Genomic DNA, 12,947 nt, shown 5'->3' with positions numbered 1-12,947 from the left:
ATGAAAAAAGTTTTAATTATTGGAGCAACTGGTACGATTGGTAGTGCCGTTCGTCAAACATTATTGAATGAAACTGACGATCAATTAACTTTATTTGCTAGAAGCGCCAGTCGTTTGAATGCCAGTGACCGTGAAACAGTTTTGGCTGGGGATGTAACGAAAGATAGTGATTTGGATAAAGCTATTGCTGGGCAAGATGCAGTTTTTGTCGCCTTAAGCGGTAATTTAGGCCAATTTGCTAAAAAGATTGTTGCAGCAATGGATCGTAATAACGTTTCACGCTTGTTGTTCATCACATCAATGGGTATTTATGATGAAATACCCGCTTCAGTTGGTGCCAGTGGTAACTTGAGTAGTAATTCAATGTTACGTTCATATCGTGAAGCAGCTGATGTGGTTGAGGATTCTGATTTGAATTACACAGTTATTCGTCCTGGTTGGTTTACTAATGGACCTGTTGACTATGAAATTACAAAGAAGGGTGAACCCTTTGGAGGACATGACGTTTCAATCAGTTCAATTGCTGATTTTGTAAAGAACGCGATTGCTGACGATAATTACTATTCACATGATAGCGTTGGTTTGAATACAAAATAAGAAAAAGTAGTCTCTTTGACAGAGACTACTTTTTTTTAGGATAAATTAAATGGTAACAAATATAGTCAAAAGCGGTGACTAATAATGTGATTGAGAAAAGCCATCCAAATGGATCTTTGAAATTAAGACTGATATCGAAATTGTAAACTCCATGATTGATGGCAACATTCTTTATAGCGTATGCAATGATTAAAGCCCATAACACTGTAGTTAAGATAGAAGTATACTTACGCATATTATCATTTCCTTTTAGTGAAATTGTTTATAATATTAATAATAGTTTAGGAATATGCAAATTAATAGTAAAAATTGAGGTGCAAAAATGTTTCAACAAATGCAATACTTTATAGCAATCGTAAAAAATCACAGTTTTACGCAGGCAGCGGTCGATTGTAATATTTCACAATCAGCTATTTCACAACAGATGAAAGAATTAGAGAGTCGTCTGGGCGTGAAATTGTTGAACCGGAAAGGTCGTAGCTTTGAAGTGACTGAAGCTGGTCAATATTTCTATACGCATAGTCAGGATGTCTTGGCGGATGTTGATCAATTAGTTAAGAATACTATTAAATTTGAAAAGAATGATGAAGTAGAACTCCATGTTGGTTATTTAAGAAGTTTCGGAACGACTGAATTTTTACAAACGGTATCTAAATTTACGCAGGAGTTTCCTAAGGTTAAAATCAAGATTAGCAGTGGGACCCATGAAGAACTTTATGAGTTGTTACGTACAAATAAGTTAGATTTAAATTTTTCAGATCAGCGTCGGGCCTTATCTAATGAATATCAAAATGAGTTTTTGACATCTAGTGAATTTATGGTTGCGGTAAATCATTCTTTACCAGTTGATAATAAAAAAATTGATATCGTTGATTTGGCTGATATACCGTGTATCTTAATTCTAGATGGTAATCAACAGGAAGCTGAAGAAGCGTATTATCGAGACGTTTTAGGCGTGAAGAGTGAATTCATCTTGGCAAAGAATTATGATGAGGCCCAGATGTTGATTGCTTCTAATCAAGGCTATTTGATAATTAATCATCGAATGCGTAAGCAATTGGATCAAGACATCGTGAAAATGATTCCCTTAGTAAAAGGTGATCGCAAGTTGATTCAGAATTATTACGCCTATTGGCAGGCCGACAATTCTGGTTATTATATCGAAACGTTTGCGGATTTATTGAAACAAAGTTTTGCATAACTTTTACTTATGAATAATCCCTAATTTTAGAATAGTTTAAGTGTGAAAATGTTGGTATCATGCTCTTTGTAAGTTAGGAAAGCGTGATAGAAATGATGGATAAAGAAATAATTATGCAATTATACCGTGATGAAAATACAGCAATGGTAAAGAAAGATATTAATCGTTTAAACGAAATTTTAGCTTCATCAATGACTTTGACCCATATGACGGGTTACGTTCAACCAAAATTAGAATGGATTGATCAAATTCAAAATGACGAAATGCAATATTTATCTTCCAAAGAAGATAATATTAAGAATATTGAAATTGATGGTAATAAAGCCAGCTTAGTAGGTCAGAATCGAGTTCAAGCCAAGATTTGGGATGGCGGTGTAAATACTTGGCCTCTACAAATGAAAATGTATTTTGAGAAAAAGAATGGTGAATGGACCGTTACTAAACAAGTTGCCAGTGCATATTAGAGAATAAAAAATCTAGTGTAAAAACCAATTATTGGAATTGGTTACTACACTAGATTTTTTTGACTATTTCTTTTATTTGTCTACCGATCATTTCATAGTCTAAAGGATTTAAAGGGACATTGATGAAAAGAGTGGGGGTTTTAGAATTACGTAGAGTGAGATTGGTTAGAATAAAGTCTGATTGTTGTTGATTTTCCATTACTTCCAGTTCAACCTTATTAAAATATTGTACTAATTGTTGAATTAATTGCTGACGATTGAAAAAGTCTGAGTCTATTACCATGGAAAATTTAAGATGTTCTTTTAAATTCTTGTCAGCAGATAATTCACATAATTTTAGAGCCAGTAATTTTTGATGATTGGCCTGAGTAAAAAGAAAATGCCTTTTACCAGCAGATATGAATTGTAAATATTCATCCAATTGTTTTTGACGGTCGTACAATAGTGGAACATTACCAAATAAATGGCAATATTGTTTGACTTGATCTAAGCCAGATTTATTTAGTTGTAAGAAATCTACTTTACGTATTAGATTGATAAATTCTAGTTCTGAAATTTCTAAATGATGTTGTTTAAGTTGACGCTGTTTACAAATGGCCAGCCAAAAACTAAAACGTAATTTGTCATAACTAGGAACATTTGAGTTTTGTTTGATTTCTTCTTCATTTACAAAAAAAGGCCAAGTAACACTACCATAAGTATTCCAATAATATTGAAAAGCCGCATAGCGAATGTTGGGCTCTGGCCCAATCAAATGTAAACTTTTAGGATCAATCTGGATACGGTAGTCAATTAAAGTATCATTAACAAGATTGATTAAGCGCCGAGTGGTTGATTCACTGACATAGATTTTATTAGCTAGGCTTGAGATGGTTGAGTAGTGTTCATTAAAAGAACTTTCAAAAATGATAGCTGTTCGCTGATCAGTTAGCATGGGTAATAAGGCAGCTAAATTAAATTTGGCAACACGATGGTAATCAATGCCTTGATTGGACAACGTGATTTTAATATCGTTTAAGCTTTGTTGATCGATTATATGTGTAAGTTGTTTAATTGCTTTGGTTACAGTAGCTCGATCTATTTTTAATAATTCGGCGAGTTCAGTGTAACTGCAATTATTTTGTTGTTCAAGAATATCCAAAATCCGAATATTCAGATTATCTTGATTAAAAAAGGGTCTCATTAGTCATCCTCCAAAATTTCCACTTTAACTGTGGAATATCTGATAATCACTAATTATAAATTTTGTTAGGATTGTGTCATAAGTTAATTATACAGGATATGAGGTTTTTAAAAATGGAAATAACACATGTAACAATAAAAGATTTACCAACGATTTTGAGAATTGAACGTTTGGGATTTACTGCAGAAGAAGCAGGAACTGAAACGCAATATCGTGATCGTATTGAAAAACTGGTTGATACTTTTCTAGTAGCCAAAATTGACAATCAAGTGGTAGGTTTTGTTGTAGGACCAGCAACTAAGCAACCATATGTAGAGGATTGGATGTACGAAGATACGCCCACTAATTTAGCAAGTGGTGGACATCAAATTATTTTTACAATTGCAATTGATCCTAAATATCGAGGACATAGTATTGGTAGCAAATTACTAGATGCGGTGGAGAAGGACGCTATAAAACATCAAAGAGAAACTATTTCACTAACAAGTCTCGATCGTAATATACCGTTTTATTTAAAAAATGGCTTTGAAAATAAAGGCGTTGCTGATTCAGACCACGCTGACGAAACTTGGTACAATCTGGTTAAGAGGCTGAGTTAATAATGGCAAAAGAAGTTCAAATGGCAGAGGTAAAAAGATCACTTCAGACCAGACATCTAACGATGATAGCCCTGGGAGGATCGATTGGAACTGGACTTTTCATAGCTAGTGGGTCGGCAATAACTACCGCTGGACCAGGTGGCTCTTTGGTAGCATATTTAGCTATGGGATTAATGGTTTACTTTTTGATGACTAGTTTGGCGGAGATGGCAACTCATGATCCTTTAAGTGGTTCTTTTGCAGCCTATGCTAATAAATATGTCGGACATTCTCTGGGTTTCGCAATGGGGTGGAATTACTGGTTGAATTGTACAATAACAGTTCCTGTAGAAGCTACCACAATAGGAATTGTTATGAATTTTTGGCTTCCTCAAGTTCCGTCGTGGATTTTTGGATTAATTACATTTTTTTTGATTTTCTTTATAAATTTTATTTCAGTGCGATCTTATGGTGAAACTGAGTTTTGGTTAGCCATGGTAAAGATTGTTTCCGTAATTTTGTTCTTAATTGTAGGAGTAGCAGTTATCTTAGGAATTATGGGAGGACATCAAGCAATAGGATTGAAAAATTTCACTTATAAAAAAGCACCATTTGTTAATGGGTTCGGTGGAATACTCAGTGTTTTTGTTGTAGCCGGATTCTCTTTTCAAGGAACAGAGATGGTTGGAATTGCAGCGGGGGAATCTAATAATCCAGAAAAAAGTATTCCCAAAGCAATTCACTCTACTTTTTGGAGAATCATTATTTTTTATATTTTGACGATTTTTATAATTGCTTGTATTTTGCCATATACAAATAAAAACTTATTGAATGCGAATGTTCAAGATATTTTGACCAGTCCATTTACATTGATTTTTAAGCGAGTCGGACTAGCTGCCGCTGCAAGTGTAATGAATGCAGTTATTTTAGTGGCCGTATTATCTTCCGCAAATTCTTGGTTATACGGGTCAACTAGAATGCTATACTCTCAAGCACGTGAAGGATATGCTTGGAAAATTTTTGGTAAGGCGAACGATAGAGGAATACCGATTTTTGCTTTGATGGGAACAACGTTTGTCAGCTTAATAATTTGGTCAACCCAATTTTTTGATGCAAAAGCGTATAACTATATGATTGATGCATCAGGATTATCAGGATTTTTAGCTTGGTTAGGAATAGCCATAGCACATTTTAGATTTAGAAGAGCTTTTATTAAACAAGGACATGATTTGTCTGAGTTAAAATATCAATCTAAGTTTTTTCCCTTTGGACCAATTTTTGCGTTTGCTCTTTGCCTAATTGTTATAGTTGGTCAAAATGTTGATGCATTTGTAACTTTTGATTGGAAAAGTATAATTGTGACTTATTTAAGCATTATAATTTTTTTGATTTTGTTTTTTTACTATAAAATACGGCACCATACACACCTTATAAATTTAGAAGATATTGATCTATCTAATTGAAAATCAATTGAATAAATAGAAGGTATTCATACAACTAACAAGTATTTTAAAAATGAATCAAAGATCATAGAGGAATATAACGGAACAACATTAACCTTTAAAGTGAATGATCTAGCTCCTTATCTTTTAACAGCATTGATCGAAACTCCTAAACGAATTATTTATGTATCTTTAGGAATACATGTTGGAGCTAGATTAGATATTATGGATTTAGTTCATCAAACGACCGATTATTCATCATCAAAATTGCAATTAGTTCTTTTAACTAAAGCATTGGCACGATTAAACTCTGACATAGTAGTAACAGCGGTTGATCCTGGTTGGGTTCCAACTAAAATGGGTGGCAGAATGGCAACGGATGATTTGACAGAGGGTTATATGACTCAAGTATGGTTGGCAACGTTGGAAGATAAGAGTGTTTCCGGTAATTATTTCCATCATAAAAAATTAAGCCGATACGACCAAAGGGCAGATGATGAACATTTACAAAATGCCTATTTACAAGAACTGGCATCCATTACAAAAGTTAAAATTTAAAAAAAAAAATCCAGCAGCTCAATTTTGAGTTACTGGATTTTTACTATATCTTGAAACTATTTTGAATCCACAATAAATGAGATTATCAAACCAATTATATTAATGATTAGGCCAATAATCATAGCAAATTTGAAAATAGTCGATGTGGCAGTATATTGTGCAGTTAAAGCTACCATAATGGAAATACCGATAGAGCCACCAATTTGATGAGCAGCATTGACTAAGCCAGAGGCCGCACCAGAATCTTCACGACTGGCACCTTGAATTCCAAGATTAGTTAGAGGACTCATTGCAAATCCTTGTCCGAATCCTAATAGAATAGAGGGAATACCAATATTAACCCAGAATCCTCTAAGACCAGACATTAAAATGATTAGACTAAATCCTAAGACTAAAAAGATCATACCTAATAATAATGTATTCTTGTTACCGTGTTTATCAACCATTGCAGGAACCTTGAGAGCTGCAATAAAAGTACAGAAGGTTAGTGGGAAGAATGCAAAACCTGTCATCAAAGGAGAATAATGCAAAACTCCTTGAAGAAACTCGGCGGCAAAGAAGAAGTATCCCATCATCGAACCAACAAACATGGCTCTGACTAGATAGGCGATAACTCTACTTCGATCGGTGAACAGTGACAGAGGCATCATTGGCTTTTTAACTTTCGCTTCAATTATGATAAATGTGGTTAATAAGATAAGAGCCAAAATGAACCAAAGCAAAATATTTTTGGCGCCGTTGATGGAATAAACTAGAGCAAATAATCCCAGAATTGAGAAAAGTGAACCCCAAACGTCATAACGTTCTTTCTTGATAGATTGTGTTTCTAACGCTTTGATTGCAACAATGATCATAAAAATAGTTAAAGGAATATTGATAAAGAAACCGTATCTCCACGATAAAGTACTAGCCAAGAAGCCACCTAAAACCATGCCGACACTAGTTCCAATCCCGGAGACGGAGCTGTACCAAGCAATGGCCTTGATTCTTTCAGGTCCTTCAAAGTTGTCCATCAATAATGCTAAAGAGGTAGGGGCTAAAATGGCGGCACCGATGCCTTGAATAAATCTAGCCAAAATCATTAATGTGGCCTCTTGAGAGATACCGGCGAATAATGATCCAATACCGAATAAGGCTAAAGAGAGAATAAATATTCTTTTTCTTCCAACAAGATCACCTAATCGTCCTCCCAAAAGAACCATGCCGCCGAAGGCTAACAAATAGGCATTTTGAAGCCAAGATAGTGAGACCTGATTTAAGTTCAAATCAGATTTAATCATTGTCAAACCTGTGGTAACAATGGATGCGTCAATTGCGGTCACAAAGTAACTGAGTAATACAATTGTTAAAATTAATTTTTTTTGCATGTGAATCCTTTCTAAAATAATAAATAAAAAAAGAAAATCATTCTCAGATTTTCTTTTAAAGATGTTTAATTGAACTTGCCTTCTTGTAGCCACTTATCGACATTTTGATTCAATAATTTATCGTTATCCATCAACGACATGCTTAATTCCAAACCATTCTTCGGATTGAAAGTAGGCACTTCACGATGTAAAGCACTGGCGTATTTCTCATCATGGTCATAATAAGTCCAAAAGGCTAAGATGTTTTTATTTGAAAAATCATTTTGACGAACGTAGGACAAGATGGGATTGGATGGATTAAAGCCCCAAACTGGTCCACCGATGATGATATTGTCATAGTCATCTAAGTTAGGTAAGGTTCCAGCTAACTCAGGCATTTGGTTGTCAGCAATTTCGACTTGTGCTTGATCCCAAGCATCGTACATACCGCTAGCATAAGTATGGACGGTTTGAATTCTGTAAAGAACAACGTCGCCGAGTTTAGTAGAGATGAAATGTGCCATCTTATCAACGACGCCAGTTTTTGAGTAATATACTATCAAAGTTTTCATGTTTTTCCTTCTTAATATTAAAGTGATTGTCTAGTTGGGCGAATAATTACTTCACTGACGGACATATTATCTTTGGTGCCGATGGCAAATTCAACAGCTTGGGCAATTTGTTCAGGTTCTAGTCCACCAACGTTCTTGAAGTAATCTTGAGCAAACTTCTTTTGATCCTTATCATTGATAGAATTGAATAATTCAGTACCAGTACTACCTGGTGAAACAATGGTAGTTTTAATATTATTTTCAGCTTGCTCAATTCTTAGTCCGTCCATGATGGCACGAACGGCAAATTTAGTACCACTGTAAACAGCACCATCAGGTCCAATAGTATGTCCGGCAACAGAATCAGTTGAGATAATGTGACCACTCTTAGCTTTAGCCATGTAAGGAAGAGCAGCAGCAATACCATTTAGGACACCCATGATATTGATTTGAAGCATATTTTGCCATTCATCACGACGACCTTCAATTAAAGGAGCAGTTGGCATGATACCAGCATTGTTATAGAGAACATCGATACGTCCGTATTTTTCAACTGTCTTATCAATTACATTCTTAACATCTTCAAATTTTGTAACGTCAGCCTTATAAGCGTCAATTTCAGCTTTAGGGAGGTCCTTTTGGATTTCTTCTAATCTATTTAAACGACGGGCAGCGATAACTAACTTAGCACCATCTTTAGCTAATAATCTACTTGTGGCAGCTCCAATACCTGATGAAGCACCCATAATTACAGTAACTTTATTTGATAAATCCATATTTAAAATCCTCCTGTATGAATCAATTTATGTTTATAATATAAGTGCTGAATAGCTTGATGTAAAATAGTTATATTGCAATGCTAGCCATAACTAAAAAGGATGGATAAAATGGAACTACGAGTATTACGGTATTTTATAGAGATTGTTAACGACAAAAGCATCACTTCGGCAGCTGAAAAATTACATATTTCGCAGTCAACTTTGTCCAGACAGATTAAAGATTTGGAAGAAGAATTGGGAACAGTTCTCTTTGAACGGGGCCCGCGGGAGATTTCTTTAACTAACGATGGTTATTTCTTTTTAGAAAGGGCCAAGGAAATTGATCAATTAGTTGATTCGACTTCTTTGACGATTCAGAATAATAAGGTTTTGTCCGGTGACTTATATGTAGCCGCTGGAGAAGGTAAGGCTAATGCTTATTTAACAAGGACTTTTACCAGATTGATAGATAAGGGTGAGAACGTCAACGTTCACTTTGATACTCAAGACGCTGATCAAATTTTTCGAAATTTAGATGCTGGGGTTCTTGATTTTGGCGTTGTTTATACGAATGATTCTTTGGATAAATATAATAAGTTATCATTGCCAATTGAAAACAAAACCGGGGTTGTCATGCCTAGAAAGGATGACAACTCCGGTAAGGATTATTTTGCGGCTTCAGATTTGAAAGGAATGCGTTTGTTGATCCCCAGACAGATGGATGTTCATTCACAATGGGTTTCATATTTAGATGAGTATGTCCGTGACTATAAAATTACAGGTACTTATGATATGAATTACAATATGCGAGCCATGGTTATGTCGGGAATGGGCAATGCGATTACCTTTGATAAGCCAGAATATGAAACTGGTGATTTGGTTTTTAAGGATTTGAATTATATTGATACTGTTAAGACAGTTTTAATTTGGAAAAAATCGCGTTCTTTATCTCGATTAGCAGATGAATTTCTTAAAAATATTATGAGTATGAAAAAAGAATCATAATCCTTTGATTTCAAATTAAAGAAGGTGTTTATATCAACCAAAGTTAATTGGTCAATATAAACACCCTTTTTATTTAACAAAGTTAGTCTTAATACGATCTAAAGGAATTTCACGCGGAACAAATTTTTCGTCTGTTTGTCCTAAAGTTAGAGCAAAGATGCCTCTGAATCCGGTAGGTAGAACGTTGGCAGGAATTGAACCAACACTAGACATATTGTAATTAGCACCTAATCCTTGATCCTCAGCGGCTAATTCCATGTTATGAACGATGGCCCCAGCTGAGACATCCTCCATGGCATCAGGGTCTTCAGCAGAAACCACAATAACAGTTGGAGCATCGTAGATACCGCTCATTTTATTTAGAATATCTGAATTTTGAATAACTGTAAGACGATAGTTGTTATATTCACCCATACCGACGGGACCAGCATTAGCAGCAAGTAAAATCTTATTCAATTGTTCATCGGTGATTTGACCAGTGTAGTGACGAACGGCCTTGCGCGAACGGATCATTTTTTCAGTTTCCATATATTAACACTCCCTTATTATGTTTCTCCCTCTATAATAGTATAAATAAAATTATGTGGATCAATATGTTGCAATCAATTTTTTTGACAAAATTCGGTTATAATTGTTTCATTTTTATAGAAAGTCGTATAAAGTTAACATTATAGTAAATTAGAAAAATATTAAAAATAAATTAGAGGTAGCTCATGTCTGAAATTAAACATTTTTATGAAACATTTCATCCAGCACACTACGATATTTTTATAGATATCGATCGTGGTGCTAAGACCATTTCCGGAACAACTAAGATTAATGGTGATGCTAAAGAAAAGACAGTCTCAATTAATCAAAAATATTTGAATATCAAATCAGTTGAGGCTGATGGCGAAACGGTACCTTTCAAAGTTGATGACGAGAATGAAGGAATTCACATTGATCTTGAAAAGACAGGTGAAACTACTTTAACAATTAGTTACGATGCTAAGTTGACTGATTCAATGATGGGTATTTATCCTTCATATTACGAATTGAACGGTGAGAAGAAACAAATTATCGGTACACAATTCGAAACAACCTTTGCTCGTCAAGCCTTCCCATGTGTTGATGAACCTGAAGCTAAGGCTAAATTCGATATTGCTATTAAGTTCGACGAACAACCTGGCGAAACAATTTTGGCTAATATGCCAGAAATTCGTAACGAAGATGGTGTTCACTACTTCGATACAACTGTACGTATGTCAACATACCTAATCGCTTTTGCCTTTGGTGATCTTCAAGCTAAGAAGGCCAAGACTAAGAGTGGTGTAGAAGTTGGTGTCTTCGCTACTAAAGCTCATAAAGCTAAGGAATTGGACTTTACCCTTGATATTGCTAAACGTGCAATTGAATTCTATGAGGATTTCTATCAAACACCATATCCACTTCCACATTCATGGCAATTAGCACTTCCTGATTTCTCAGCTGGTGCGATGGAAAACTGGGGACTTGTAACTTATCGTGAAGCTTACTTATTGCTTGATCCTGATAACACATCAATTGATACAAAGATGTTAGTCGCTACTGTTGTTACTCATGAATTGGCTCACCAATGGTTCGGTGACCTTGTAACTATGAAGTGGTGGGATGACCTCTGGTTAAACGAAAGTTTTGCCAATATGATGGAATATGTTGCGGTTGATGCTATTGAACCTGACTGGCACGTTTGGGAAATGTTCCAAACATCAGATGTTCCTGCTGCCTTACAACGTGATGCAACTGATGGTGTTCAATCAGTTCACGTTGAAGTCCAAGATCCAGCTGAAATTGATGCTTTGTTCGATTCAGCCATTGTTTACGCTAAGGGTGCTAGAATGCTTGTCATGGTACGTGCTTTGCTTGGTGATGATAACTTACGTAAAGGTTTGAAGTTATACTTCGAAGCTCATAAGTATGGCAATGCCAAGGGTGCTGACTTGTGGAGTGCTTTAGGTGAAGCTTCAGGTATGGATGTTGGTAAGATCATGAACTCATGGCTAGAACAACCTGGTTATCCAGTAGTTTCAGCTAGTGTAGTTGATGGCAAACTTACATTGTCACAAAAACAATTCTTTATCGGCGAAGGTAAAGAAGTTGGCCGTCAATGGCAAGTTCCTTTGAACAGCAATTATGATGCTGCTCCTAAGATTATGGCTGATCAAACAATTACTTTAGGCGATTATGAAGAATTACGTAAAGCAAATGGTAAGCCATTCCGTCTAAATGTTGGAAACAACTCACACTTTGTTGTTAAGTATGACGAAACACTTCAAAAGGATATCTTCGATAATATCGATTCAGTTGATACTATTTCTCAACTTGGATTGCTTCAAGATCTCCGTCTTTTGGCTGATGCTCGTCAAATTTCATATGCTGATGTTGTACCAATGCTTGAAGGCTTCTCAGAAAGTGAATCATCTACAGTTACAGCTGCAATGTATCGTATTGCCAATAACTTGAAGAAATTTGTTAAACCTAATACTGACGAAGAAAAAGCTTTGCAAGCCTTCTATGCTAAATTGAGTGCTAAACAAGTTGCTCGTCTTGGCTGGGAACCTAAAGCTGGCGAATCAATCAATGATCAATTGACACGTCCATACGCTTTGAGTGCTGCTTTGTATGCCAAGGATGAAAAAGCTATCTCTGAAGCTCATAAGTTATTTGTTACTAACAAAGATGACTTGGCAGATTTACCAGCTGATATTCGTCTCTTAGTAATCAGAAATGAAGTTAAGAACTATGGTAGCGAAGAGCTAATCAATAGTTTATTGAATGAATACAAGACAACTTCAGATCCAAGTTACAAGAACGATTTATCTGTTGCTATTCCAAGTACAACTGACAGCAAGTTGATTGGTGAAATCGTTGATAAATTTGAAAATGCTGACATTATCAAACCCCAAGATCTACGTGCATGGTATCGTGGTATTTTGAATAATGACGAAGGTCAACAAGCTGCTTGGGATTGGATCAGAAATGACTGGCAATGGTTGGAAGATACTGTTGGTGGTGACATGGAATTTGCTACATTTATCACTGTCACATCATATGCCTTCCATACACCAGAACGTTTTGAAGAATTCAAGAAGTTCTTTGAACCTAAGATCAATACACCAGGATTGACTCGTGAAATCACAATGGATATCAGTATCATTGAGACTAAGGTTAACTTGGTTGAAGATGAAAAAGATGCTGTTAATGCAGCAATTAAAAATGCTTAATTTTTAATTATAAAAAATTAGA

14 protein-coding genes are annotated in these 12,947 nt (G+C 35.4%); 8 read left to right on the top strand and 6 right to left on the bottom strand.

Annotated features, from left to right (window positions below; translation table 11 throughout):
• A complete protein-coding gene (locus ATN92_RS13340) occupies positions 1–597 on the top strand; it encodes an NAD(P)H-binding protein (protein ID WP_056951167.1) in 597 nt (198 codons plus the stop codon).
• 25 nt (positions 598–622) lie between these two features.
• Here ATN92_RS13340 and ATN92_RS13335 read toward each other — a convergent pair whose 3' ends face one another.
• On the bottom strand, positions 623–832 hold the full coding sequence (locus tag ATN92_RS13335; RefSeq protein ID WP_025085587.1) for a hypothetical protein: 210 nt from the start codon (positions 830–832) through the stop codon (positions 623–625).
• Between the two features lie 87 nt (positions 833–919).
• Between ATN92_RS13335 and ATN92_RS13330 the strand changes: the two genes are divergently transcribed.
• Positions 920–1,798: a LysR family transcriptional regulator gene (locus ATN92_RS13330; protein ID WP_056951169.1), complete on the top strand. Its 879-nt coding sequence runs from the start codon at positions 920–922 to the stop codon at positions 1,796–1,798.
• Between the two features lie 92 nt (positions 1,799–1,890).
• On the top strand, positions 1,891–2,262 hold the full coding sequence (locus ATN92_RS13325; RefSeq protein ID WP_056951171.1) for a nuclear transport factor 2 family protein: 372 nt from the start codon (positions 1,891–1,893) through the stop codon (positions 2,260–2,262).
• A 49-nt stretch (positions 2,263–2,311) separates the two neighbouring features.
• Here the strand turns inward: ATN92_RS13325 and ATN92_RS13320 are convergent, their stop codons facing one another.
• The gene (locus ATN92_RS13320; RefSeq protein WP_056951173.1) at positions 2,312–3,445 is read right to left on the bottom strand and encodes a helix-turn-helix domain-containing protein; all 1,134 of its coding nucleotides are present in this window, start codon (positions 3,443–3,445) and stop codon (positions 2,312–2,314) included.
• A 113-nt stretch (positions 3,446–3,558) separates the two neighbouring features.
• Here ATN92_RS13320 and ATN92_RS13315 point away from each other — a divergent pair, with 113 nt between their 5' ends.
• The 3 genes from ATN92_RS13315 (at position 3,559) to ATN92_RS13305 (ending at position 6,023) form a co-directional block, all read left to right on the top strand.
• A complete protein-coding gene (locus tag ATN92_RS13315) occupies positions 3,559–4,044 on the top strand; it encodes a GNAT family N-acetyltransferase (RefSeq protein WP_056951175.1) in 486 nt (161 codons plus the stop codon).
• Positions 4,045–4,046: 2 nt separating this feature from the next.
• A complete protein-coding gene (locus tag ATN92_RS13310; RefSeq protein ID WP_056951177.1) occupies positions 4,047–5,486 on the top strand; it encodes an amino acid permease in 1,440 nt (479 codons plus the stop codon).
• 102 nt (positions 5,487–5,588) lie between these two features.
• Complete coding sequence (locus ATN92_RS13305; protein WP_056951179.1) at positions 5,589–6,023, top strand: Rossmann-fold NAD(P)-binding domain-containing protein; 435 nt, start codon at positions 5,589–5,591, stop codon at positions 6,021–6,023.
• Between the two features lie 56 nt (positions 6,024–6,079).
• Here ATN92_RS13305 and ATN92_RS13300 read toward each other — a convergent pair whose 3' ends face one another.
• From ATN92_RS13300 to ATN92_RS13290, 3 genes are all read right to left on the bottom strand, one after another.
• A complete protein-coding gene (locus ATN92_RS13300) occupies positions 6,080–7,390 on the bottom strand; it encodes an MFS transporter (RefSeq protein WP_056951181.1) in 1,311 nt (436 codons plus the stop codon).
• A gap of 65 nt (positions 7,391–7,455) precedes the next feature.
• Positions 7,456–7,941, bottom strand: a complete 486-nt coding sequence (locus ATN92_RS13295) for a flavodoxin (RefSeq protein WP_056951183.1) — start codon at positions 7,939–7,941, stop codon at positions 7,456–7,458.
• 17 nt (positions 7,942–7,958) lie between these two features.
• Positions 7,959–8,696, bottom strand: coding sequence for an SDR family oxidoreductase (locus tag ATN92_RS13290; protein ID WP_056951185.1), 738 nt, complete (start codon positions 8,694–8,696; stop codon positions 7,959–7,961).
• A 111-nt stretch (positions 8,697–8,807) separates the two neighbouring features.
• On the opposite strand from ATN92_RS13290, the gene ATN92_RS13285 reads away from it, so the two are divergent.
• Positions 8,808–9,683: a LysR family transcriptional regulator gene (locus ATN92_RS13285; protein ID WP_056951187.1), complete on the top strand. Its 876-nt coding sequence runs from the start codon at positions 8,808–8,810 to the stop codon at positions 9,681–9,683.
• 69 nt (positions 9,684–9,752) lie between these two features.
• Here the strand turns inward: ATN92_RS13285 and ATN92_RS13280 are convergent, their stop codons facing one another.
• Positions 9,753–10,211 (bottom strand): nitroreductase family protein, encoded by a 459-nt coding sequence (locus ATN92_RS13280; RefSeq protein WP_056951188.1) that lies wholly within the window; start codon positions 10,209–10,211, stop codon positions 9,753–9,755.
• A 185-nt stretch (positions 10,212–10,396) separates the two neighbouring features.
• Between ATN92_RS13280 and ATN92_RS13275 the strand changes: the two genes are divergently transcribed.
• Positions 10,397–12,925 carry a M1 family metallopeptidase gene (locus tag ATN92_RS13275; protein WP_056951190.1) on the top strand — a complete coding sequence of 843 codons (2,529 nt, stop codon included), beginning with the start codon at positions 10,397–10,399 and terminating at the stop codon, positions 12,923–12,925.
• Positions 12,926–12,947 lie beyond the last annotated feature (22 nt).

It is taken from the genome of Companilactobacillus bobalius (assembly GCF_009764355.1).
This window is presented reverse-complemented; position numbering and strand designations above follow the sequence as displayed.